The organism is Dysgonomonas reticulitermitis (assembly GCF_054601275.1).
Genome location: NZ_BAAHWU010000021.1, coordinates 24,001 through 48,120 on the forward strand (window position 1 = coordinate 24,001; position 24,120 = coordinate 48,120).

Genomic DNA, 24,120 nt, shown 5'->3' on the forward strand with positions numbered 1-24,120 from the left:
TATCTATTATAGATAAAACCGGCGCCAAACAACGTTTCATTCTTCACTTTTTTGATAGGTTGCCCTGAAAAAAAGTTGCAGTTTGCTTTCAATTTTGTATCTCAGTTCCCTCGCTGGTGCGGACATTTGTGCAACAAGCACAGGACATCTGTGCGAGCGGAGGGGGGCCCCTGCTGGCGCGGACTTCTAGTCCGTGTCTTGCTCGATAGAGCAAAAGGTTTGCTACGCAACACACAGACGGGACGTCTGCGCGAGCGCTGTGCATTCGATGGCAACAAAACGATTGTAGGAGAGTTGTTTGGGAAATTCTTTGCGCAGGTGTACTTTGATGTAATGGAAATAGTAATGTTTGAAATTTTTGAACGTGCCAAAATGGTATAAAATGAGAATCGTGATTATCTCACTGTCGGACATTTCATGCTGACGATTTCGATGTCTCTTCCCGTCTGTGATGGATAAAGTGCGATTTTCTTTAATAACTTGTGAATATTCTTTACAAAATTCGTCTGCCGCACAGAAAATTTCCGTAATTTTATCGTTGGTAAGTAAGCTCATATATTTGTTTAATTTATTGATTATCAACTATAAAGATACAAAATCATTTCTTACTTACCAACTTTCTTATTGATTTTCTTAAACGGAACTCAGGTTACTAAGAGGATTTGTGAGGAGAAGATTAGGGAGTATCGGGAAATCTGATTTTACAAAATATAATCTAAGTTTTAGTTATGGAAGGAAATAACAAAGGCAAACTCACATTCTGGAAGGGCTTATTAAAGCCATGGACAATCATACCTAATAATAAATTGATTTTTTTCGTATGGTTTATGTTTACGATACTAGCTTCCCAAATTGGGACAATAATAAATCTTATTATACGTGTTCTAAATGGAGAGTTATCGTTCATTCAATCAATATATTTAGAAAGTATTAATGGTAGCTTCTATACATTTTCGATTGTTTTAATAGCATCATTACTAAGTCCATTATTTATTAATTTTGTGGAAAATAGTCCTACACATTTTAAATCAATCAAAATTGTATTAATTACGATATTGATCTTTGCATTATTCTTTGCAGGAATATTTTATTCGACATCCATTACAAATAGTTACGACATAGAAAGCTTGTCCTCACTTGATTATTCAATTGATACTTGTCAATTGATATTCTTTATAATTGCAATTATACTAGCATTATATGCATTTAATGTTAGTAGACTGGATTTAAATAAAGAGAAATACAAAGATTTGAACGACGATTATAGAGAAATGGACGATGAGGCAAGAGACTCTCTTAGTAATGATTTAGAAAGTGTAACAACAGATAATAAAGGAAATAAAATATGAAAATACCATTTATAAAAATAGAACAGCCCATCGGTACTTTTTATATTTCGGCGATTCGAGCCGATATTTTAAATAATCTTGTTGAAGTAAGATCTAGATTTGATGATAAAGATAAAGGCATACAACGAGAAGAATCCCAATATAGAATAAACGAGATAGCTGATTATTGTTCTGATCCTGATGCGACATTCCCAACCCCTATTATAATAAGTGTATACCCTAATGCAGGGTTACAAATAGTAGACGAGGGATTCTTAATTGATGAAATAGGAATAATTGGAGAAGTTATTGATGGTCAACATAGATTAAAAGGTATTTCCAAGTCTGGATATGCAAATCGATTTGAGCTACCCATCATATTAATGTTTAATTTGATTGAAGAAGAGAAAGCATATGTTTTTTCAATTATAAACAGTAAGCAGACAAAAGTAAGTATGAGTCTAATTTATGATTTGTTTGCTTTATCAAGACATAGAAGCCCTCAAAAAACAGCTCATGAAATAGCTCGTTCTTTAAATAAGATGGAGGAATCCCCATTTTATAACAGATTAAAAATGTTAGGAAAAAAGGAAGACGATCAAGCAATTGCCGTCTTATCTCAGGGAACATTTGTTCAGTATTTATTAAGGTTAATATCTAAAAATCCTGATTTAGATAGTCGATTAATTAAAAAGAATGAAGAGCTTAAAGATGATAAATCATTGCCTTTAAGAGAGTATTTTATTAATCAACAAGATCAATATATATTGAAAATTTTATTAAACCTATTCAATGCTTTAAAAAATACGTTTCCTTCTGAATGGGAAAATCCAAAAGATAATATTTTATGGAAAACTACTGGATTCGGGGCTATAATAGGAGCTTTTAATGAAATGTATAAGAAGGGGGACGAAAGAGACGATTTAACGGAGAGCTTTTTCAGTTATTGTTTTGAAAGGTTTAAAGATCTACTTGATAAAAAAGAATTAAAATTGAATAGTGAACATTTCCCGTCGAATGCACAGCAGCAAACTAAATTGAGTTCGTTAATTATTGAGTCTCTAGAGCAATAAATATTTCATTAATATAATTTCCCGTGCTCGCGCAGACGTCCCGTCTGTGTGTTGCGTAGCAAAAATAGATTATAACTATTATGAGTAGAAGATATAAATTTCATAATCCCGATGGGCTTTACTTTATCAGCTTTGCTGTTAAAGATTGGGTTGATGTTTTTACCCGTAATGAATATAAAGATATATTGGTTGACAGTTTGAATTTTTGCCAAAACCATAAGGGCTTAGAACTGTTTGCATGGTGTATAATGACCAATCATGTTCATCTGATTGTTAGAACAGAGGAAGGGTGTTTGCTACAAAATATATTGAGGGATTTTAAAGGCTTTACATCCAGAGAAATATTAAAAGCAATCAGTAATAATCCTCAAGAAAGTCGCAAAAAGTGGTTATTGGAAAAATTTAGGGATGTAGAAGGTAATTGTTTTTGGGCAACAGAAAACCATCCGATAGAACTATGGAGTAATGAGGTTATTAATCAAAAGTTGGACTATTTGCATAATAATCCGGTTGAAGGAGGTTTGGTTTTTCGGGCAGAAGATTATGTATATAGCAGTGCTGTTGATTATTCGGGAGAGAAAGGTTTGTTAAATGTAATTATTATTGAATGAGTTTTGCTTCGCAACACACGGACTGGAAGTCCGCGCGAGCAGGGGGTGTGTTGCGTAGCAAAAAGAACGATTGCTCTTCGAGCAAGACAACCACAAGATGTCCGCGCCAGCGGGTGTTCAAAATACTTACCAAAACCCCTGTTTCATGCCAAAATATCAGTATATTTACAACGACCGGTTCCGGCTTTATTCTGTTTTTAAGATTTTATTTTGAATCTTATCTGTTAATTAACATTTAGAGTTCTTTTATTTGAGTTTTCGGGCATATATTTGTATGTCTATTAGATGGAAAACAAATATAAAAATATGCAGGCAAAAAGGCCGGTTTTTACCCTCCTACGATATTGACATTATGAGAATCGGAATAGATATAAACGGGACAAAAATGCGACTGGGGATCGTAGATGGCGGTCATATTTTCAGAAAGATCGAAACCCCTACCAAGACCGACCAATCGCAAGAAAGAATTATAAATCATATAAAGGATTCAATACACAGTATCTTTAATTCTAATATCAGAGGAATCGGCGTTGGTGTATCCGGCATTATTCAATCTGATAAAGGCATCATTAAAAATACCATCAATATACCGTGGAAAGATGTTCCGCTCAGGCAAATACTTGAAAAAGAATTTAATGTACCCGTATTTATAAACAACGACTCTAACTGCTTCGCTTTCGGCGAACGCTATTATGGAGAAGGCACTATTTACCGCGACATTGTATGCATCATTCTCAGTATAGGCGTAGGCGCGGGAATAATCATTAATAATGAATTATATAGCGGAAATAATGCAGGAGCAGGAGAAATAGGCAGTTTGCCTTATCTCGACTCCGACTATGAAGGTTATTGCGGACAGAAATTCTTTACAAGAAATAATACAACCGCGGAAAAAGCCTATGAGTTGGCTCTACAAGGTGACGCTAAAACATTAGCTTTGTGGAACGAACTAGGATCACATATTGGGAATCTGATAAAAACGGTTTTATTCACTTACGACCCGCAAGCCATTATTTTGGGCGGAGACATCATAAACGGATATGATTTTTTTGCAACAAAGATGTATGAATGTGTTTCAGTGTTTCCTTTTAAAAATGCTGATGAGAGAGTAAATATACTTCTCTCGAAAAAAGAAAACATCAATCTGCTGGGAGCAGCGGCTCTGGTTGTTTGAGATTAAACTTAGGGGAAAATATTTTAATATAGTAATACAATAATTTAAATAATTTAACATGAGATTAAATTTAAGTTCACAAATTGTTTTGGACAGGGTATCTCAACGCTACTATCGTCCCGAAAATGAATTTGAACTGTCAGCATTGACCCGCTTTGAAAAAGTTCCTACACAGATTTACGAATCGTCCGTAGAAGCCTCTTTGCACATTGCAAGAGAAATTGCCGACAGAATAAAAGAAAAACAAAGTAAAGGAGAATCATTTGTATTAGCATTACCGGGAGGACACTCTCCTTTAACAATCTATGACGAGCTTATACGCTTCCATAAAGAGGGATTAAGTTTTAATAATGTTATCATATTCAACATTTATGAATTCTACCCTCTTGTTACTCAATCCGACAGTAATTTGCGTTTATTAAAAGAAAGCTTTATCAATCATGTAAATATTGATCCTAAGAACGTATACTCACCGGACGGATCTGTACCGAAAGAAGAAATTCTGAATTACTGTAAAGCTTACGAGCAAAAAATAACAGAAGCAGGAGGTATTGATTATTTATTATTAGGATTAGGCCGTGCGGGAAACATCGGTATTAATATCGCAGGTTCCAGCACATCTTCTCATACACGTTTGATCCTGCTCGATCAACAATCCCGTAAAGAGGCAGTCAACACATTCGGTTCTCTTGACCTGGTTCCACCGAGCGCTGTAACTATGGGTATCGCGACAATAATGAAAGCTAAAGAAATCGCTCTGATCGCATGGGGTGAAGACAAATCTAAAAGTGTGAAGGATGTAGTGGAAGGAGTTATCTCGGATGCTGTCCCTGCGTCTTGTTTACAAGCTCACCCAAATGCAAATGTCATTATCGACCTGAATGCCGCGTATGAACTGACTCGTATCAATCGCCCTTGGTTAGTAACTAATTGCGACTGGACAAGCAAGCTTACCCGCAGAGCTATTGTATGGTTATGCTTCAAAGTAAACAAGCCTATCCTTAAATTAACAAACAAGGATTATCAAGATAATGGGCTCGAAGAGCTATTGGCTCTTTACGGATCGGCATACAATGTCAACATTAAGATTTTCAACGATCTGCAACATACCATAACCGGATGGCCGGGAGGAAAACCGAATGCCGACGACACCAATCGCCCTGAAAGAGCAAAACCGTATCCTAAAGAGGTAATCGTATTTAGCCCACATCCCGACGATGATGTTATCTCTATGGGAGGTACATTCAAACGTCTGGTTGATCAAAAACACAACGTTCATATAGCATACCAGACATCCGGGAATATAGCAGTGGGAGACGAAGAAGTTATACGCTACGTTTTGTTATTGGAAGATGTCAGAAAAAAATACGATGCAGACAATGAAGCTCTGAAGAAAAAATATGCGGAGATCCTTCAATATTTGATGCAAGATAAGAAAGAAGGGGATGTCGACACCCCTGATATTTTATTCCTTAAAGGACATATCCGCCGCCAGGAAGCTACTACAGCATGCCGATATATAGGAGTGAAGGATGAGAATATTAAATTCCTCGACCTCCCGTTCTATGAAACAGGCCGCGTAAAGAAAAACCCTATATCGGAAACAGATGCGATTATCGTAAAAAAATATCTTGAGTCGGTAAAGCCGGATCAGGTATTTGTAGCGGGCGACCTTGCCGATCCTCATGGAACCCACAAGGTATGTTTAGATGCAATACTTGCCGCTGTGGACGAATTGAAAAACGAAGGTGCAGAATGGCTTAAGGAATGTCGTTTCTGGATGTATCGCGGAGCATGGGCCGAGTGGGAAATAGACCATATAGAAATGGCAGTTCCTATTTCTCCGGAAGAACTTCGCAAGAAAAGGAATTCGATCCTGAAGCATCAGTCGCAAATGGAAAGCGCTCCATTCTTAGGAAACGACGAGCGTCTGTTCTGGCAACGTTCCGAAGACAGAAACCGTGCAACGGCAGAATTATACAGGCAACTGGGAATGGCTTCATATGAAGCGATAGAAGCTTTTGTGGAATATCATCCCCTATAAGCATAAATCAGGTGACAAACCTTTCCGGATCTTCCGCGAAAGGTTTGTTATATTTTTTGCAATAACCATAACCAATATAAAACATGAGACTAATTATTCAACCTAATTACGATTTGCTCTCCCAATGGGCAGCCAATTATGTAGTATCGAAAATCAACGCGGCTAAACCAACAGCCGGAAAACCTTTCGTACTCGGATTGCCTACAGGCTCATCACCGATGGGAATGTACAAGGCTCTGATCAAACACTATCAGGAAAAAAGAGTTTCCTTTCGCGATGTAGTTACTTTCAATATGGATGAGTATGTAGGCTTACCACAGGATCATCCTGAAAGTTATTATACCTTTATGTGGAAGAACTTTTTCAGCCATATCGATATAGACCCCGCAAATGTAAATATACTGAACGGGAACGCACCTGACCTGGATGCAGAATGTGCCGCTTACGAAGCGAAGATGAAGGCTGTAGGAGGCGTAGACCTTTTCCTTGGCGGAATAGGTCCTGACGGGCATATAGCATTCAACGAACCGGGCTCATCCCTGTCTTCGCGCACACGCATAAAGACTCTAACCCAGGATACAATCATTGCAAACTCCCGTTTTTTCGACAATGACGTAAACAAAGTGCCGAAAACATCCGTAACGGTAGGTGTAGGCACTGTGTTGGATGCAAAGGAAGTTCTGATTATGGTCAACGGGCACAACAAAGCCAGGGCATTGGCTCAGGCAGTAGAGGGCGCTGTTAATCAGATGTGGACTATCACAGCATTGCAAATGCATCCGAAAGGGATTATCGTTTGCGATGAGATGGCTACATTCGAACTGAAAGTAGGCACATATAATTACTTTAAAGATATAGAGGGTAAAAATCTTGACCCTGCGAGTTTACTCTAATTGTAAACGAAGATTTATAGAAATGGCCGGAAAATTTCCGGCTATTTTATTCCATATCATTTCAGGGACTGTATTTCCTGATTCCGAGCCTGAATTTCCAGCTCTTTAATTTCTGTTTGTAATCGTTCCAATTTCTTCTCCGTGTTCAAGATTTCCTCCGTCATACTCCGTTTCTGATTATCCGGTGAAGAAGCATATGAGTCTCTAAGCTTAGCCAAGCCATCTGATAAATACTTCCCGTCTTTTATTAAATCCAACGCCTTTGCATATGTGCCCGATGCCGACCTGTTTTTAAAGTCAGATAATTTATAATAAGTATATTTGTCATTGATAACAAATTCAAAGTCGTGAGTTACCTCTGTTTTTACAACAGGTACTTTTCGCGCTAAAGCGATTAAATCTTTATACTTCCGGTCCTTTGCCCATGTATCTTTAATGGAAGAAATACGGGCTCTTCCGGCCAAATAGGCATCATCTTCACTCTGAATTATTTTCACTACTTTATTCGGGATAAAGGTATAAATACAAACTTTTCCCTCCGGCATATATCTATCCGTAGCAAACCAACCGACCCCTTTCTCTTCATCCACCACCATCATATAATCGTTATATAAGGAATTGAATGGCATATTCAGCCGTTCGGGGGCAAGATAATTGTCATTATTCATATTGTAACGCGAAACGAACAAATCATAACCGCCCATAGAGTCTTCATCCTGAGCTGCAAAATATATAGTGACACCATCTGTCATTACATATGGATAGTTTACATTTCCCACCAATCCAAAATTATTTTCGGACAGCTTCTTTTCATTACCATATTTATCCAACAATTTTTCTTTGGAATAGAGAGTATATGCACCATCTTTATCCGGCTTGGAATAATACATCTTAGTCTCCTTTTCATTGAAATAGACAGTAGCGTCCGCAGCCTTTTCGGAAGGAAATACCTTTCGGAAATAATCGATATGCCCCGAGCTGAGACTCAGCTTATATGCAGACAGGAATTTATCCTTATCAACTATTACACTATCTATTATCTGTACATCTTCCGTATTCGATACCATCCGGTGAATACGGGATACTTCTTTTCGTCTATCTTCGAGATTAGCACGTGCTGCGTCATCTTTCTTCTTTAGCATGGCTTCATACTTACCAAATGCTTCCGTAGCCTGCGCAAACTTATATTCTTTTCCATACAGTACACCCAGATATAAAAAAGACTCTTGTATCTTCTTCTTAGATGCTACTAACAGGCATTCCTCTGCTTTATTAAGGTCTCCACCTGTCTCCATCAGGCAAACCCCATACCATTGATTAAGAGTGGCATCATCAGGTTTTGCCTTGTATTCAGCTTCAACAACCGGTAATGCTTTCGCATACTCTTTCTTCAAATACAAATCTTTTGCTTCTTCCAAAGTCTGCGAATAAGCTGATAAAGTACAAGATAACAATAGGAATAAGTAAATATAAATCGATTTCATAAGAGTAATATTCTGCTAATTAACAGTTTCAAATTTACATGAATTATTTGAAATATCACAATGCAACCAAATCAAAACCTTTTTATACCTTTGTTCCAATTATAAAAGCAACTATATATGAATTTTGATTTGCCTCAGATATTACCTCTTGTTATTATAGCATTAACTGTGATTACCAGTATCAAAGGATTCAGCGACATGGCCTTCTTTGACCGGTATAAATTCAATGTAGGAGCTATTCTGGGCAAATCGAAACAATGGGACCGGCTGATTACATCGGCAACACTGCATGGCGACACGATGCATCTGCTTTTCAATATGTTGACCCTATATTTTTTCTCCGATATTATTATATACGGGTTTGGGATATGGCAATATCTTGCTATCTATTTTCTGTCCATCGTCGGAGGAGGTCTCTTGTCATTGTGGATACACCGCAAAGAATATCATTATAGCGCGATAGGAGCGTCAGGAGGAGTCGTAGGCATACTCTTCGCAGCAATTGCCATATACCCGACAATGGACTTATATATGTTCTTCATCCCTATTCCTATTCCCGGATGGATATTTGGTATAATTTATCTGGGATTTTCGATTTACGGTATGCTCAAAAATGTTGGAAACATCGGGCATGACGCTCACATGGGAGGGGCTGCCGTAGGGCTTATCATGACAATTGCCTTCGCCCCCGAATTGCTATTGAAAAACCTGATATACATAGGTCTGATGACTATACCATTGATAGTACTCGCCTACCTTGTTTGGAAAAGAAAATAAATTATGTATATTTGTCGTGACAACAATGCAAACTTTATTTTAATATTAGACATTATATAGAATAAACTTTGAGACTAATGATTATCAATTAGTTATAATTAAAAAATATCAAACTGCTTATTTTCAGTATATTAAAAAATATATTATTTTGTAAATACTTGATAATCAATTAAAATAAACTCTTATTCAATATAAACTCTATTAAATTAAACCTATTTAACGAAAAGGAGTCAAACAACTGAACATAGCTATTGTTTTTTTGTTATAAAACTATACAAATATCCATAATCAGGCAAAACATGAGCGATAAAGATTTGATACAATACGATGAGGATGATGCCGTAAAATACATACAAAATTATCTTCCTCAAGAGATAAAAGGGAAATACACAAACGACGAGATCAATTATATTATTGATATCGTATATGAATTCTACGACGAAAAAGGATTTATGGATGAAGATACTACAGATGAGAACCAGATGGTTAATATCGATGAGGATGAAATCATTGCTTATGTTCTGAAAAACACAAAAAAAGACAAAATCAACGATTTCCAGTCCGAAGATATTGCCTTTATCATCCAAGGCGAATTAGCTTATTGCGAATCTATCGGGATTTTTGAATGACAACAAACATATAATAATTTAATTTTTTAATTATGAAACATTTTTCATTTTTAGCAGCTATTATTTTAGCATGCTTGGTTATACTATCTAGTTGTGGTGCTAGCGACACAGTGAAAGGAACGGGCATTGGCGCAGGTGCAGGCGGTGCTTTAGGCGCAGGTATCGGCGCTATAATAGGCGGAGGTAAAGGTGCAGCCTGGGGTGCCGGTATCGGAGCTGTATTAGGAGGTTCCGCAGGTGCTATCATCGGAAATAAAATGGATAAGCAAAAGAAAGAACTTGAAAAAATTAATGGAGCGCAAGTGGAATCTATCAATGATGGACAAGCAATAAAAGTTACTTTCGAATCAGGTATTCTATTCGCAACAAATTCCAGTACATTAAACGCCGCATCACAGAATGCACTTTCTCATTTTGCCGCATCTTTGGTCAATAATCCTGATACTGATGTGCAAATCTATGGACATACAGACTCTACCGGTAGCGACGCGATCAATAATCCGTTGTCAGAAAAACGTGCTCAAGCTGTGTACAATTTCCTTCAGACAAAAGGTGTTTCCGGCACCCGTATGGTGTCTCAAGGATTTGGATCCACCCAACCTGTTGCCGACAACAGTACATCTACAGGTAAAGCTCAAAACCGCCGTGTAGAGGTATACATCATACCAAACGAAAAGATGTTACGTGATGCTCAACAAGGTAAATAATCTTTGGATAAGGTAAATTATAAAATAAAAAAAGAGGCTGTCTCAAAAGTAAAATTACACTATCAAAGTGTTATCCTCTTTGTCATCCTGAGTGCAACGGAGGATCTCATTCCTCAGGAAAAGAGATGTTTCACTCCGTTCAACATGACAACCAACGGTCACAGGAGCGTAGCGTATGTAAATAGATATAAGAAAATACTTTTGAGACAGCCTCTTTTTTTATTATCTTCATCAGAGGTTATTGCTCATCAGTTGTATGCCCAACTTCGCAGCTTTTTCATATTTCTTTTTGTCAAACGTATATAAATTGGGAGATTTATGCCCCCCTATTTTTCGCGTCTCATGTAACGGCTTTACATACCCTGCCGATAATATCTTACGCTGAAAATTACGCCTGTCAATACTTCTTTCTAATATAGTTTCATATATAACACGTAACTCAGGCATCGTGAATTTTTCGGGAAGTAGTCCATAACCAATAGGCAAAAATCCAACTAGCCTACGAATAGTAAAAATGCAAGTATCTATTATTTCTTTATGATCTGGATTTATACAAAAACAATCGCCTATACGAAACCATCTGAGTTCATCCTTATTTGATCTGAGTTCTTTGATCTCTTCATTTCTAACCAAAGAATAATATGCGAGGTTTATCAATCTGGGAAAAGCCGATTCACTCACACCTTGCATTCCCACAACATCTGTGCGATCCTTGTCCCCAAAGAAATGAAATTGATTCATAAATGGACGTTTCACTCCTATTTTATCTTTCAAGATTCTATGGGCAGCCTGATCCGCATCTTCATCATGGGCAATCAGCCCTCCCGGTAATATCCATTCAGCTTCTTCCTTAGGCTTACACAGTAGCAATTTCAGGCTTCCGGCCTCGAAGCAAAATGCAACACAACTAATCGTTACACCAGGTACATATTTATCCTGATCTGAGCCTGAAGGTTCATAAAGTGGATTATACTTTTCCATAAGAATTAAAGTCTTGTATTAAAGACCTGTAGTTTTTTTGTCTTTATTATCTAAATTGTAAATACGAAATTCAGCTTTTTCCTTTTCGGTCTTAAGGCTATCAAGCTGGATCATCATAACTGATAATTGATATGATTTAGCTATCGCAGATTTAACTATTTGCGACAAGGTATACGTATAACTCCCGGCTCCTCCACCAATGGTAGCTGCCAAATATTTATCAGAGTTAGAAGAAATGAATTTTCCTACTCCATTCTCATCTGCTCCGGCAAAACGAATAACTTCATATCCTTTCCCCATATTCGAAAAACGGTAATTTAGTCCATCATCGGTAACAGGAAGTGTTTCAGTAAAAGTTCCGTCTTTGAGTGAAACTTTTAATTTATTATGTCTTTGCATCCCTATAAATACGCTTTCTATATATAATTGTCCTGATTCTGAGACTCCGGAACGTAGTGATGTAGATGTGATATAATCAGAAGCCTGCTCTCCGGGTATATAGTTTCCTGCTTCCTGATACTGCTTATTTCGCTGGTAAACAAACATCTTTTTAGTATCTTCCACTTTTGGTTCAAATAGCTTAACCAATGAATCGCAAGTGTAAATAATATCTGCATTTTCACCTCTTCTTACGGAATCAAGCAAAGCGAGTCCGGCTTTACGTTGTTCTATAGCTCTGGGATAAAGGATTTTTATACTGTCTATTTCTTGAGTAGCCAAAGCAAACTCTTTCTTCTTGTAATACTCTCGGGCAGCATCTAAATGAGATTGAGCGCTGTCATCACCGGATGAACAAGCTAATAGAAAAATAAATAATATTGTAAGGGCGTGTATGTAAATAATCTTCATTCGAAAATCTCATTCTTAAACTCACGACAATATACAAATTATTTTCAGTTTTTCCATCATATTTCATAACATTTTATATTTTTGTACCCGTCGTAGGGAATTTGCAATCACCTACCTTAATTTTATCAGGATTTGGGATCCGATGAATGATAATTAAAAACAAAGAGACTGAAATCACATCCAGTCCCTTTATCTAACTATATAAAAGAATAATTAATTATTCTACGGCATCAAAATCTACAACCGTTTTTCTGGTCGCTGCTATCCGGTCAAAATCTTCTTTAGTTCCTACAACAAGTTTTTCAAACTCACGCTGACCTGTACCGGCAGGAAGTAAATGTCCACAAATTACATTTTCCTTCAAGCCTTCCAGTCTGTCTACTTTTGCATTTATAGCCGCATCGTTCAATACTTTTGTTGTTTCCTGGAAAGAAGCAGCAGACATAAAGCTTTGGGTCTGTAAAGCAGCACGTGTTATACCTTGAAGTATCTGGTTAGCTGTCGCGGGGATAGCATCGCGCACCTCTACAGGACGAAGGTCTCTACGTTTTAGCATAGAATTTTCATCCCTAAGCTTACGGGCGGTCACTATTTGTCCGGCTTCGAATATGTTAGAATCACCGGCATCTATAACAACTTTCTTGCCCCAGATCCTGTCGTTCTCTTCCATTACTTCATATTTGTCTATCACTTGTTGCTCAAGGAAACGGGTATCACCCGGATCGATTACTTCAACCTTACGCATCATCTGGCGAACGATCACTTCAAAATGCTTATCATTGATCTTCACACCTTGCAGGCGGTATACATCCTGAACTTCGTTCACAATGTATTCCTGAACAGCGGTAGGTCCCATGATAGCCAATATATCCGATGGAGTAGTAGCTCCGTCCGACAACGGCATACCGGCTCTGATAAAGTCGTTTTCCTGAACCAATATCTGTTTCGATAGAGGAACAAGATATTTCTTCACCTCACCTAATTTAGAAGTAACAATAATTTCCCTGTTACCGCGCTTGATCTTACCAAATGAGATTTCACCATCAATTTCAGAAACAACCGCAGGATTGGACGGGTTACGAGCCTCGAACAACTCAGTAACGCGTGGCAAACCTCCCGTGATGTCACCGGCCTTACCTACGGCACGAGGTATCTTAACAAGAACATCTCCGGCCTTGATAGTATCGTTATCATCTTTCACTATGTGAGCACCTACAGGTAAACTGTATGTTTTAATAGTTTTACCCTGTTCGTCCAAAATGTGTGCTTCAGGAGCCTTCGTTTTGTCACGAGGTTCGATGATAATTTTCTCTTTCAATCCTGTTTGCTCATCAGACTCAACTTTGTATGTAATATTTTCTATTACATTCTCAAACTTGATACGTCCTGTAGCCTCAGATATGATTACAGCGTTGAACGGGTCCCATTCACATATCAGGTCATCTTTCTTCACTTTAGCTCCGTCTTTGAAGTAAAGCTTAGAACCATAAGGTATATTATGAGTAAGGAGAACTATCTTTGTATTCGGATCGACCAAACGTAATTCAACCAAACGGCTAACTACAATCTGAGTTTTCTTCGTTACTTCATCCAAGGAATCAACCACACGAAGATCATCTATTTCAAGAACACCATCATATTTTGCTACTATATTGCTTTCAGCAGCAATGTTTGACGCGATACCCCCTACGTGGAATGTACGAAGTGTCAACTGCGTACCCGGTTCCCCGATAGACTGCGCAGCAATTACACCGACAGCTTCTCCTCTCTGAACCATGCGTCCTGTAGCCAAGTTACGTCCGTAACATTTACCGCAAACACCTTTTTTGGATTCACAAGTAAGAACCGAACGGATCTCAACACTCTCGATAGGAGAATTTTGTATGATAGCAGCAGATTCTTCTGTAATTTCCTCTCCCGACTTAACGATCAACTCGCCAGTCTGAGGATGTTGTATATCGTGAACCGAAACACGTCCGAGTATACGTTCGTAAAGAGAAGCAACGACTTCTTCGTTGTTTTTCAATTCGGTACAAACAAGACCACGAAGCGTACCACAGTCTTCTTCATTGATAATCACATCTTGGGAAACATCCACAAGACGGCGGGTCAAATATCCGGCATCGGCTGTCTTCAAAGCTGTATCGGCAAGACCTTTACGAGCACCGTGGGTAGAGATAAAGTACTCTAACACCGACAGGCCTTCTTTAAAGTTAGACAAGATCGGGTTCTCGATAATCTGAGCTCCTTCTGCCCCGCTCTTCTGAGGTTTGGCCATCAATCCACGCATACCCGACAACTGGCGAATCTGTTCTTTAGATCCACGTGCACCCGAATCCAACATCATATATACCGCGTTGAAACCCTGGTCGTCTTCCGACAATTGCTTCATCAGGATATTCGACAACCTGGAGTTTACGTGAGTCCATGTATCGATAATCTGGTTGTAACGCTCGTTGTAAGTTATGAATCCCATGTTATAGTTATTCAGAATCTGTTCAACCTCGTCATAACCTTGTTGTATAAGTGTATCTTTTTCGGCAGGGATAATTACGTCTTCCAGGTTAAACGACAAACCTCCACGGAATGCCATTGTATATCCCAGATCTTTAATCTCATCAAGGAATTGAGCTGTACGGGCTACCCCTACAGTCTTGATAACATTACCGATAATATCCCGAAGTGATTTTTTAGAAAGCACTTCATTTATATAACCTACTTCGTAAGGAACAATTTCGTTGATAATAACACGCCCTACCGTAGTTTCGCGCATTACATCCACTATATTTCCGTTTTCGTCAAGGTCTTTTACATATACCTTAACAAGAGCATGTATATCTACCTTACCTTCATTGTACGCGATAACAGCCTCTTCCGGCCCGTAGAATGTCAATCCCTCACCTACTGCACCTCTGCGGGCTTTGGTCACATAATACAATCCTAGTACCATGTCCTGAGACGGCACCGTAATAGGAGCGCCATTAGCAGGGTTAAGGATATTATGGGAAGCAAGCATCAGCATTTGTGCTTCCAATATAGCTTCGTTACCTAATGGTAAATGAACAGCCATCTGGTCACCATCGAAGTCGGCATTAAATGCCGTACACGACAGTGGGTGCAACTGAATGGCCTTACCTCCGATCATCTTCGGCTGGAAAGCTTGTATACCCAAACGGTGAAGTGTAGGAGCACGGTTAAGAAGTACGGGGTGTCCTTTCATTACATGTTCAAGGATGTCCCATACCACGGGCTCTTTGCGATCTACTATTTTTTTAGCTGACTTAACGGTCTTAACGATACCACGTTCGATCAGTTTACGGATAACAAACGGTTTGTACAACTCGGCTGCCATATCCTGAGGAATACCGCACTCATGCATTTTCAATTCAGGACCAACGACGATTACCGAACGTGCAGAATAGTCGACACGTTTACCCAACAAGTTTTGACGGAAACGGCCTTGTTTACCTTTCAAACTGTCAGATAACGATTTCAACGGACGATTAGCGTCAGTCTTAACCGCACTCGATTTACGCGAGTTGTCGAACAATGAATCGACAGCTTCCTGAAGCATACGTTTTTCGTTACGTAAGATCACTTCCGGGGCTTTGATATCGATAAGTCTTTTCAGACGGTTGTTACGAATAATAACGCGACGATACAGGTCATTCAAATCCGAAGTTGCGAAACGTCCGCCGTCGAGCGGAACCAGAGGACGAAGTTCGGGCGGAATAACCGGAACGATCTTAACGATCATCCACTCAGGCTTATTCTTCCCTCTCGAACCACGAAATGCTTCCACAACCTGAAGTTGTTTCAACGCTTCGTTTTTACGTTGTTGAGATGTATCTGTGCTCGCTTTATGGCGCAATGTATTTGCCAGAGAATCAAGATTGATTCGTGCCAGCAGGTCATAAACAGCTTCTGCTCCCATCTTAGCGATAAACTTATTTGGATCGGTATCATCCAACAATTGGTTTTCTTTAGGGAGAGTATCCAGAATGTTCAAATATTCTTCTTCTGTCAGAAGGTCTTTTTCTGCAATACCGTCTTCAACTTTGACACCTGCCTGAATTACCACATAACGTTCGTAGTAAATGATAGAATCCAGTTTTTTTGTAGGTATACCTAATAGATAACCCATTTTGTTAGGCAAAGAACGGAAATACCAGATATGAGCCACGGGAACAACCAAATGGATGTGCCCTGTACGCTCGCGGCGAACCTTCTTCTCTGTAACTTCAACTCCGCACCGGTCACAAACGATACCTTTGTAACGGATTCTCTTATACTTACCGCAATGACATTCGTAATCCTTTACAGGTCCGAATATGCGTTCGCAGAAAAGGCCGTCGCGTTCAGGTTTATAAGTACGATAGTTGATCGTTTCAGGTTTCAAAACCTCGCCGCTCGATGCTTCCAGAATTTCTTCCGGAGAAGCCAAACTTACAGTGATTTTTGAGAAACTACTCTTTACTTTATTTTCTTTTCTAAAAGCCATATACTTTTTTCCTTTAAAGCTGCTAGCCATTAGCTATTAGCTAATAACTGTATTTGTTAGAGTATTTAGAAACCGTCAGCTAATGGCTAAAAGCTAAAAGCTAACGGCTTTTATAATTTAGTCCAGCGTAACGCTAAGTCCCAATCCACGCATTTCGTGAAGCAACACGTTCAGTGATTCAGGTATACCTGATTGCGGCATAGGCTCACCTTTCACGATCGCTTCATAAGCTTTGGAACGACCAACAACGTCGTCGGATTTGATGGTCAGGATTTCCCGAAGGATATAGGCAGCGCCGAATGCCTCAAGCGCCCAAACCTCCATTTCTCCGAAACGTTGTCCCCCGAATTGAGCTTTACCTCCAAGAGGCTGTTGCGTAATCAATGAGTAAGGGCCAATAGAACGGGCATGCATTTTGTCTTCTACCATGTGACCGAGTTTCAACATATAGATGATACCTACAGTCGCATGCTGGTCGAACTGCTCTCCAGAACCTCCGTCTATCAAGCGCACTTTACCATAACGGGGAACTCCGGCTTTGTCTGTCCATTCGTTCAAATCGTCAAGGCTTGCTCCATCGAAGATAGGAGTGGCAAACTTAACACCCAGTTCTTTACCTGCCCAACCTAATACTGTTTCGAATATCTGACCAAGGTTCATACGGGAAGGTACCCCTAGCGGATTCAATACGATATCCACCGGTGTTCCGTCCGGCAAGAACGGCATATCTTCCTGACGCACGATACGCGATACGATACCCTTGTTACCATGTCGTCCGGCCATCTTATCACCTACCTGTATCTTACGCTTCTTAGCCACATAAACTTTTGCTATCTGAACAATACCGGAAGGAAGTTCATCCCCGATAGTCAGGTCGAATCGTTTACGTTTCAGTTCAGCATCAAGTTCTTTGTATTTACGCAGATAGTTTACGATAACATCACGGATCAGATCGTTTTTATGAGCATCCGTAGTCCAGTTGCTCACCTGTATAGATTCATAATCGATGTTATCTAAAGCGCTCTTGGTAAATTTACTGCTTTTAGCTATAATATCTACGTTCAGATAATCTTTTACCCCCTGGGATGTTTTACCTTCTGTCAACACCAATAGTTTGTCTACAAGTATTGATTTCAGTTTAGCCATCTTTTCTTCATACTCTTCGTCCAGTTTAGGCAACAATGCTTTGCTCGAAAGTTTTGTTTTACCTTTCTTCGATGCCTTAGAGAACAAGTTTGTTCCTACGACAACACCTTTCAATGAAGGAGAAGCTTTAAGGGAAGCATCTTTCACATCACCTGCTTTATCGCCGAAGATAGCACGAAGCAATTTTTCTTCCGGAGAAGGATCTGACTCTCCTTTCGGTGTAATCTTACCAATCAGGATGTCTCCCGGACTTACACGGGCTCCGATACGGATAATACCCCTTTCATCAAGATCTTTTGTAGCATCTTCGCTTACGTTCGGAATATCTGAAGTAAGTTCTTCAACACCACGTTTAGTATCACGAACTTCGAGGGCAAACTCTTCTACGTGAACCGAAGTAAAGATATCTTCACGAACAATACGCTCATTTAACACGATCGCATCCTCGAAGTTATATCCCTTCCACGGCATGAACGCTACTTTCAGGTTTTTACCGATGGCAAGTTCGCCTTTTTCCGTAGAATAACCTTCTGTTAGAATTTGATTTTGTACTACTCTATCTCCTTTGCGGCAAATTGGACGAAGGTCGATAGTTGTATTCTGGTTCGTTTTCTTAAACTTAGGAATATAGTATGTCTTAATTGCATTGTCGAACGCGACAAATTCTTCATCCGAAGTACGGTCGTATTTTATTTTAATCGTATCGGCATCAACAAATACTACCTCTCCGGCTCCTTCAGCCACAATCTGTGTACGTGAGTCGCGGATCAACTGACCTTCGATACCTGTACCCACAATAGGAGCTTCGGTACGCATCAACGGCACTGCCTGACGCATCATATTCGATCCCATCAGCGCACGGTTAGCATCGTCATGCTCCAGGAACGGGATCAAAGACGCCGCTATAGAAGCAATTTGTGTAGGAGACACGTCCATCAACTCTACTTCTTCAGGAGCAATTACCGGATAATCGGCATCCTTACGAGCTTTAACACGGTTGTTGATAAATGAACCATCATCAGTCAACGGTGCATTCCCTTGTGCAATAAGCTTTTCTTCTTCTTCTTCGGCAGCAAGATATACAATGCCTTTAGCAGAAAGGTCTACCTTGCTATCTGCAACTTTACGATACGGCGTTTCTATAAAACCAAGGTCATTGATTTTTGCATAAACACAAAGAGAAGATATCAAGCCAATGTTTGGACCTTCAGGAGTTTCGATCGGACACAGGCGCCCGTAGTGAGTATAGTGAACGTCACGCACTTCGAAACCGGCTCTTTCACGGGAAAGACCTCCGGGTCCGAGGGCTGACATACGGCGTTTGTGAGTAATCTCTGCCAATGGATTGGTCTGATCCATAAACTGAGACAATGCATTTGTTCCGAAGAATGTATTAACCACGGAAGATATTGTCTTCGCGTTAATCAGATCGATCGGAGTAAACACTTCATTGTCGCGAACATTCATTCTTTCGCGAATGATACGTGCCATACGGTTAAGACCGACTCCAAACTGATTGAAGAGTTGTTCTCCCACAGTACGTACACGGCGATTGCTCAAGTGGTCGATATCGTCAACTATCGCTTTTGAGTTGATCAACTCAATCAGATATTTGATAATCTCGATAATATCTTCTTTTGTAAGAACTCGTATATCGGTACTAGTAGTAAGTCCCAGTTTTTTGTTCAACCTGTAACGACCTACTTCTCCCAAATCGTAACGTTTTTCTGAGAAGAACAAGTTGTTGATTACCTCACGTGCGCTGGTATCATCGGCAGGCTCCGCGCTACGAAGCTGCCTGTAGATATGACGTACCGCATCAATCTCAGAGTTACTTGGGTCTTTCTGCAATGTATTATAAATAATAGCAAAATCGGAAAGGTACTGAGAGTCTTTATGCAACAAGATGGAAGAAACATTAGAATCCAGGATCAGATCTAAGTGATCTTTATCCAAAACGGTTTCACGTTCAAGAATGACTTCGTTACGTTCGATAGAAGTAACCTCTCCGGTATCCTCATCGACGAAGTCTTCCATCCATGTTCTCAGAATTCTGGCAGCAAGCTTACGACCTGCTACTTTTTTAATATTTTGTTTTGTAACCTTTATTTCTTCGGCCAGGTCGAATATTTCGAGGATATCTCTATCGCTTTCGAAACCGATAGCACGAAGCAATGTGGTTACAGGTAATTTCTTTTTACGGTCAATGTATGCATACATGACATTGTTGATGTCTGTCGCAAATTCAATCCATGATCCTTTGAACGGAATGATACGCGCCGAATAGAGTTTAGTTCCATTGGCATGCATCGTTTGCCCGAAGAATACACCCGGAGAACGGTGCAGTTGGGATACAACCACACGTTCGGCACCATTGATAACAAAGGTACCCTTTTCTGTCATATATGGAATCAACCCCAGATATACATCTTGTATAACCGTGTCGAAGTCTTCATGATCGGGATCGGTACAATAAAGTTTTAGTTTTGCTTTTAGAGGAACACTATAAGTAAGTCCTCGTTCGATACACTCTTCGATAGTATAGCGTGGGGGATCTATAAAGTAGTCCAAAAATTCTAATACAAAATTATTTCTTGTGTCAGCTATTGGAAAGTTTTCAGCAAAAACCTTGTATAGCCCCTCTTTCTTCCTCTTTTCGGGAGGAGTGTCAAGTTGTAAAAAGTCTTGGAACGACTTTAACTGCACTTCAAGAAAATCCGGATAGGGAAGTGGATTCTTAATTGAAGCAAAATTGACTCTTTGATTTGTATTTGTTGAAGACATTTGATAACCAAATTTGATGAACTTATTATTTTTGACGCAAAAAGGTTAAGAACCTTCCTTCTCGAAGGTTCCTAACCAAATATCCTTTTTCAGGACTATTTTTACTTAAGTTCAATTTCGGCTCCAGCTTCTTCTAATTGTTTTTTCAATGCGTCAGCTTCATCTTTAGTCACTCCTTTTTTAAGTTCGCTAGGAGCAGCGTCTACTAGATCTTTAGCCTCTTTCAAACCAAGTCCTGTAAGTTCTTTTACAGCTTTAACAACTTGCAATTTGTTAGCACCTGCCGATTTAAGAATTACATCGAAAGATGTTTTTTCTTCTACTACTTCAGCAGCAGCAACTGGACCTGCGGCAACTGCAACAGCAGCAGCGGCTGGTTCTATTCCGTATTCAGTTTTTAGAATTTCAGCTAATTCGCTAACTTCTTTCACTGTCAAATTTACTAGTTGTTCTGCAATAGCTTTGATATCTGCCATTTTTGTATAAATTAAAATTGTTATTATTCTTTTGTTTAATTATTATCTTTTCGATAATGTTTCTAATACACCATGAATGGTATTGCCTCCTGATTGGAGTGCCGAAATAACATTCTTGGCCGGAGATTGAAGCAATCCGATAACGTCGCCGATAAGTTCGTTTTTGCTCTTGATGTTTTCCAGTGCAGTCAGATTTTCTTTGCCTACATAGAAACTTTCTTGAACATACGCTGCTTTAAGCGAAGGGATTCCTTCTTTTTTGTACTTAGCAATCAGTTTAGCAGGTGCATTAGCAGAATTGGAAAACATGATAGCAGTGTTACCTTTCAGAACCGGATTCAGCTCAGAATAGTCACCATCAAGAGACTCCAATGCTTTTTGCAACAGCGTATTCTTTACAACCATCAATTTGATTTCCTGCTTGGCGCATTCCCTTCTCAATTCGCTTGTTTTAGTCGAATTAAGAGTAGCAATGTCGGTAAGGTAGAAGTTATCATAACCTTTGATTGTAGTTGCTATAGATTCGATAATAGTGCTTTTATCTTCCTTTCTCATAATCTTCAGTCAATTTTTAATTAATTTTCTACTGATTTAGGGTCTATTTTTACACCCGGACTCATAGTACTTGAAAGACAAACACTCTTAACATAAGTTCCTTTAGCTGCCGATGGTTTCAACTTGATAAGCGTAGCTATGAATTCTCTTGCATTCTCTCTGATCTGTTCAGGAGTAAATGAAACTTTACCGACAGAAGCATGCACGATACCTGCTTTATCTACTTTAAAGTCAATTTTACCCGATTTTACTTCCTGTACAGCCTTGGCAACGTCCACAGTTACGGTCCCGCTTTTAGGATTCGGCATCAAGCCACGAGGTCCTAAAACACGTCCAAGAGCACCAACTTTACCCATAATAGCAGGCTGAGTGATGATAACATCTATATCAGTCCAGCCTCCTTTTATTTTATCGATATATTCATCCAGACCTACATAGTCGGCTCCTGCTTCTTTAGCAGCAGCTTCTGCATCCGGAGAACACAATACCAAAACTCTAACTTGTTTTCCTGTTCCATGAGGAAGAGATACTACACCTCTCACCATCTGGTTAGCTTTACGTGGATCTACACCAAGACGTACATCCAAGTCGACAGAAGCGTCGAACTTAGTTGTTGTCACCTCTTTTACAAGAGAAGACGCTTCGCTAAGTGTATACAATTTCCCTGCTTCAATTTTACTGAAAGCTAACTTTTGATTTTTTGTAAGTTTACCCATTTCTCAATTGAAGTTTAATTATTTAACATCAGGGAAAGCCCCTTTTACGGTAATACCCATACTTCTTGCTGTACCAGCAACCATTTTCATGGCTGATTCCAGTGTAAAACAGTTCAGGTCGCCCATTTTATCTTCAGCAATAGCTTGTACTTGATCCCAAGTAACTTCTGCTACTTTCTTACGATTTGGTTCTGCCGATCCACTTTTGGTTTTAGCTGCTTCAAGCAACTGAACTGCTACCGGTGGTTGTTTTACAATGAAATCAAAAGACTTGTCAGCATAGTATGTAATCACCACTGGCAATATCTTACCTGCTTTGTCTTGAGTTCTGGCATTAAATTGCTTACAGAAATCCATAATGTTAATCCCTTTAGAACCCAATGCAGGGCCTACGGGAGGAGATGGATTTGCTGCACCGCCTTTAATCTGTAATTTTAATTGTCCAGCAATTTCTTTAGCCATTTCTGTTTTTAATTTTTAGTTTTAATAAACTTAAGATAGAACATCGGTATGCGTAACCAGACTTACTGTTCTTTTTCGACTTGCATGTAATTCAATTCGAGCGGAGTCTTCCGTCCGAATATCTTTACCATCACTTTTAGTTTTTTCTTTTCCGCATTTACTTCTTCAATAATACCAGAGAATCCTGAGAAAGGGCCATTGGTCACTTTCACATTTTCTCCCACATAGTATTGAACGTCCATGCTCACCTCCTGTTCATCCAACTCGTCCATTGTGCCCAAGATTCTGTTAACTTCAGATTGGCGCAACGGTTGAGGATTTTGCGTATCAGGCAAAAATCCGACTACATAATTGATATTACGTAATTCGTGGATGACTTCACCTACAAGAGCCGCCTCAATTAAAATGTAACCGGGAAGATAAGCCCTTTCTTTCAGAACCTTCTTTCCGTTACGCATAATATAAGTTTTCTCGGTAGGGATAAGAACTTGTGAAATATACTTTGCTAAGTCCGTTTTCTTTATCTCAGCCTCAAGATATTCTTTGACTTTATTTTCTTTTCCGCTAACAGCACGCAGGACGTACCATTTCTTTTCGATTTCAGTCATAGCTTTAGATAAAATTAAAGACCATAGAAAAATTTAATCACCCGTTCAAATGTTGAATCAACACCCCATACAACTAAAGCCATAAGAATGGAAGCTATCATGACTATAACCGCACTACTTGTCAATTCTGCACGAGAAGGCCAAGAAACCTTGTGTACAAGTTCGCTATACGAATCCTTAATATAATTAATTATTTTCTTCATCACTCTTTTGAGTTATTTGCACGGGCGGAGAGATTCGAACTCCCGACATTTGGTTTTGGAGACCAACGCTCTACCACTGAACTACGCCCGTAGATTATAAAGCCGGCTTATGTCGCAAA

The 24,120-nt window shown here is 39.2% G+C and carries 20 protein-coding genes, 1 tRNA gene and 1 pseudogene; 9 read left to right on the top strand and 13 right to left on the bottom strand.

Going from position 1 to position 24,120, the window contains the following annotated elements; translation table 11 throughout:
- Window positions 1-264: 264 nt before the first annotated feature.
- A pseudogene (locus ACYPZI_RS09225) lies at window positions 265-417 on the bottom strand (IS982 family transposase); the annotation flags it as partial.
- Window positions 418-728: 311 nt separating this feature from the next.
- Between ACYPZI_RS09225 and ACYPZI_RS09230 the strand changes: the two are divergent.
- The 6 genes from ACYPZI_RS09230 to nagB all read left to right on the top strand — a co-directional run bounded on the left by ACYPZI_RS09230 (window position 729) and on the right by nagB (window position 7,123).
- A complete protein-coding gene (locus tag ACYPZI_RS09230; protein ID WP_459600850.1) occupies window positions 729-1,349 on the top strand; it encodes a hypothetical protein in 621 nt (206 codons plus the stop codon).
- Window positions 1,346-2,401, top strand: coding sequence for a DGQHR domain-containing protein (locus ACYPZI_RS09235; protein WP_459600852.1), 1,056 nt, complete (start codon window positions 1,346-1,348; stop codon window positions 2,399-2,401). The genes ACYPZI_RS09230 and ACYPZI_RS09235 overlap by 4 nt, the downstream gene beginning before the upstream one ends.
- Before the next feature lie 80 nt (window positions 2,402-2,481).
- Window positions 2,482-3,012: an REP-associated tyrosine transposase gene (locus tag ACYPZI_RS09240; RefSeq protein WP_459600854.1), complete on the top strand. Its 531-nt coding sequence runs from the start codon at window positions 2,482-2,484 to the stop codon at window positions 3,010-3,012.
- Window positions 3,013-3,364: 352 nt separating this feature from the next.
- Window positions 3,365-4,186, top strand: a complete 822-nt coding sequence (locus tag ACYPZI_RS09245; protein WP_459600856.1) for an ROK family protein — start codon at window positions 3,365-3,367, stop codon at window positions 4,184-4,186.
- 58 nt (window positions 4,187-4,244) lie between these two features.
- On the top strand, window positions 4,245-6,230 hold the full coding sequence (locus ACYPZI_RS09250) for a glucosamine-6-phosphate deaminase (protein WP_459600858.1): 1,986 nt from the start codon (window positions 4,245-4,247) through the stop codon (window positions 6,228-6,230).
- 83 nt (window positions 6,231-6,313) lie between these two features.
- Complete coding sequence (gene nagB / locus ACYPZI_RS09255) at window positions 6,314-7,123, top strand: glucosamine-6-phosphate deaminase (RefSeq protein ID WP_459600860.1); 810 nt, start codon at window positions 6,314-6,316, stop codon at window positions 7,121-7,123.
- A gap of 56 nt (window positions 7,124-7,179) precedes the next feature.
- Here nagB and ACYPZI_RS09260 read toward each other — a convergent pair whose 3' ends face one another.
- Window positions 7,180-8,607 (bottom strand): tetratricopeptide repeat protein, encoded by a 1,428-nt coding sequence (locus ACYPZI_RS09260; protein ID WP_459600862.1) that lies wholly within the window; start codon window positions 8,605-8,607, stop codon window positions 7,180-7,182.
- Between the two features lie 117 nt (window positions 8,608-8,724).
- On the opposite strand from ACYPZI_RS09260, the gene ACYPZI_RS09265 reads away from it, so the two are divergent.
- From ACYPZI_RS09265 to ACYPZI_RS09275, 3 genes are all read left to right on the top strand, one after another.
- Window positions 8,725-9,384: a rhomboid family intramembrane serine protease gene (locus tag ACYPZI_RS09265; protein ID WP_459600864.1), complete on the top strand. Its 660-nt coding sequence runs from the start codon at window positions 8,725-8,727 to the stop codon at window positions 9,382-9,384.
- A gap of 299 nt (window positions 9,385-9,683) precedes the next feature.
- Entirely contained in the window at window positions 9,684-10,013 is a 330-nt protein-coding gene (locus ACYPZI_RS09270) for a hypothetical protein (RefSeq protein ID WP_459600866.1), read from the top strand.
- 32 nt (window positions 10,014-10,045) lie between these two features.
- Window positions 10,046-10,720: an OmpA family protein gene (locus ACYPZI_RS09275; RefSeq protein WP_459600868.1), complete on the top strand. Its 675-nt coding sequence runs from the start codon at window positions 10,046-10,048 to the stop codon at window positions 10,718-10,720.
- A gap of 231 nt (window positions 10,721-10,951) precedes the next feature.
- Here ACYPZI_RS09275 and ACYPZI_RS09280 read toward each other — a convergent pair whose 3' ends face one another.
- The 11 genes from ACYPZI_RS09280 to ACYPZI_RS09330 all read right to left on the bottom strand — a co-directional run bounded on the left by ACYPZI_RS09280 (window position 10,952) and on the right by ACYPZI_RS09330 (window position 24,092).
- A complete protein-coding gene (locus ACYPZI_RS09280; protein ID WP_459600870.1) occupies window positions 10,952-11,701 on the bottom strand; it encodes an NUDIX hydrolase in 750 nt (249 codons plus the stop codon).
- 18 nt (window positions 11,702-11,719) lie between these two features.
- Window positions 11,720-12,550, bottom strand: coding sequence for an outer membrane protein assembly factor BamD (locus tag ACYPZI_RS09285; protein ID WP_459600872.1), 831 nt, complete (start codon window positions 12,548-12,550; stop codon window positions 11,720-11,722).
- Window positions 12,551-12,767: 217 nt separating this feature from the next.
- The gene (gene rpoC / locus ACYPZI_RS09290; RefSeq protein WP_459600874.1) at window positions 12,768-17,051 is read right to left on the bottom strand and encodes a DNA-directed RNA polymerase subunit beta'; all 4,284 of its coding nucleotides are present in this window, start codon (window positions 17,049-17,051) and stop codon (window positions 12,768-12,770) included.
- A 117-nt stretch (window positions 17,052-17,168) separates the two neighbouring features.
- Window positions 17,169-20,981, bottom strand: a complete 3,813-nt coding sequence (rpoB, locus tag ACYPZI_RS09295) for a DNA-directed RNA polymerase subunit beta (protein ID WP_459600876.1) — start codon at window positions 20,979-20,981, stop codon at window positions 17,169-17,171.
- Window positions 20,982-21,082: 101 nt separating this feature from the next.
- Entirely contained in the window at window positions 21,083-21,457 is a 375-nt protein-coding gene (gene rplL / locus ACYPZI_RS09300) for a 50S ribosomal protein L7/L12 (protein WP_459600878.1), read from the bottom strand.
- A 42-nt stretch (window positions 21,458-21,499) separates the two neighbouring features.
- Complete coding sequence (rplJ, locus tag ACYPZI_RS09305; RefSeq protein ID WP_459600880.1) at window positions 21,500-22,012, bottom strand: 50S ribosomal protein L10; 513 nt, start codon at window positions 22,010-22,012, stop codon at window positions 21,500-21,502.
- 20 nt (window positions 22,013-22,032) lie between these two features.
- Complete coding sequence (gene rplA, locus ACYPZI_RS09310; RefSeq protein ID WP_459600882.1) at window positions 22,033-22,728, bottom strand: 50S ribosomal protein L1; 696 nt, start codon at window positions 22,726-22,728, stop codon at window positions 22,033-22,035.
- 18 nt (window positions 22,729-22,746) lie between these two features.
- Window positions 22,747-23,190 (bottom strand): 50S ribosomal protein L11, encoded by a 444-nt coding sequence (gene rplK / locus ACYPZI_RS09315; protein WP_459600884.1) that lies wholly within the window; start codon window positions 23,188-23,190, stop codon window positions 22,747-22,749.
- A 62-nt stretch (window positions 23,191-23,252) separates the two neighbouring features.
- Window positions 23,253-23,798 carry a transcription termination/antitermination protein NusG gene (gene nusG / locus ACYPZI_RS09320; RefSeq protein ID WP_459600886.1) on the bottom strand — a complete coding sequence of 182 codons (546 nt, stop codon included), beginning with the start codon at window positions 23,796-23,798 and terminating at the stop codon, window positions 23,253-23,255.
- A gap of 14 nt (window positions 23,799-23,812) precedes the next feature.
- Window positions 23,813-24,001: a preprotein translocase subunit SecE gene (gene secE, locus ACYPZI_RS09325; protein WP_459600888.1), complete on the bottom strand. Its 189-nt coding sequence runs from the start codon at window positions 23,999-24,001 to the stop codon at window positions 23,813-23,815.
- Between the two features lie 19 nt (window positions 24,002-24,020).
- Window positions 24,021-24,092 (bottom strand) — tRNA-Trp (locus ACYPZI_RS09330).
- Window positions 24,093-24,120: the final 28 nt, after the last annotated feature.

What these genes read in the sequence shown, in the direction of transcription:
- rplA (WP_459600882.1), bottom strand. Translation starts at nt 22,728, where the DNA reads ATGGGTAAACTTACAAAAAATCAAAAGTTAGCTTTCAGTAAAATTGAA.
- rplL (WP_459600878.1), bottom strand. Translation starts at nt 21,457, where the DNA reads ATGGCAGATATCAAAGCTATTGCAGAACAACTAGTAAATTTGACAGTG.
- rpoC (WP_459600874.1), bottom strand. Translation starts at nt 17,051, where the DNA reads ATGGCTTTTAGAAAAGAAAATAAAGTAAAGAGTAGTTTCTCAAAAATC.
- ACYPZI_RS09280 (WP_459600870.1), bottom strand. Translation starts at nt 11,701, where the DNA reads ATGGAAAAGTATAATCCACTTTATGAACCTTCAGGCTCAGATCAGGAT.
- rplK (WP_459600884.1), bottom strand. Translation starts at nt 23,190, where the DNA reads ATGGCTAAAGAAATTGCTGGACAATTAAAATTACAGATTAAAGGCGGT.
- ACYPZI_RS09285 (WP_459600872.1), bottom strand. Translation starts at nt 12,550, where the DNA reads ATGAAGATTATTTACATACACGCCCTTACAATATTATTTATTTTTCTA.
- ACYPZI_RS09270 (WP_459600866.1), top strand. Translation starts at nt 9,684, where the DNA reads ATGAGCGATAAAGATTTGATACAATACGATGAGGATGATGCCGTAAAA.
- nagB (WP_459600860.1), top strand. Translation starts at nt 6,314, where the DNA reads ATGAGACTAATTATTCAACCTAATTACGATTTGCTCTCCCAATGGGCA.
- ACYPZI_RS09240 (WP_459600854.1), top strand. Translation starts at nt 2,482, where the DNA reads ATGAGTAGAAGATATAAATTTCATAATCCCGATGGGCTTTACTTTATC.
- secE (WP_459600888.1), bottom strand. Translation starts at nt 24,001, where the DNA reads ATGAAGAAAATAATTAATTATATTAAGGATTCGTATAGCGAACTTGTA.
- rplJ (WP_459600880.1), bottom strand. Translation starts at nt 22,012, where the DNA reads ATGAGAAAGGAAGATAAAAGCACTATTATCGAATCTATAGCAACTACA.
- ACYPZI_RS09275 (WP_459600868.1), top strand. Translation starts at nt 10,046, where the DNA reads ATGAAACATTTTTCATTTTTAGCAGCTATTATTTTAGCATGCTTGGTT.
- rpoB (WP_459600876.1), bottom strand. Translation starts at nt 20,981, where the DNA reads ATGTCTTCAACAAATACAAATCAAAGAGTCAATTTTGCTTCAATTAAG.
- ACYPZI_RS09250 (WP_459600858.1), top strand. Translation starts at nt 4,245, where the DNA reads ATGAGATTAAATTTAAGTTCACAAATTGTTTTGGACAGGGTATCTCAA.
- ACYPZI_RS09230 (WP_459600850.1), top strand. Translation starts at nt 729, where the DNA reads ATGGAAGGAAATAACAAAGGCAAACTCACATTCTGGAAGGGCTTATTA.
- ACYPZI_RS09245 (WP_459600856.1), top strand. Translation starts at nt 3,365, where the DNA reads ATGAGAATCGGAATAGATATAAACGGGACAAAAATGCGACTGGGGATC.
- ACYPZI_RS09265 (WP_459600864.1), top strand. Translation starts at nt 8,725, where the DNA reads ATGAATTTTGATTTGCCTCAGATATTACCTCTTGTTATTATAGCATTA.
- nusG (WP_459600886.1), bottom strand. Translation starts at nt 23,798, where the DNA reads ATGACTGAAATCGAAAAGAAATGGTACGTCCTGCGTGCTGTTAGCGGA.
- ACYPZI_RS09235 (WP_459600852.1), top strand. Translation starts at nt 1,346, where the DNA reads ATGAAAATACCATTTATAAAAATAGAACAGCCCATCGGTACTTTTTAT.
- ACYPZI_RS09260 (WP_459600862.1), bottom strand. Translation starts at nt 8,607, where the DNA reads ATGAAATCGATTTATATTTACTTATTCCTATTGTTATCTTGTACTTTA.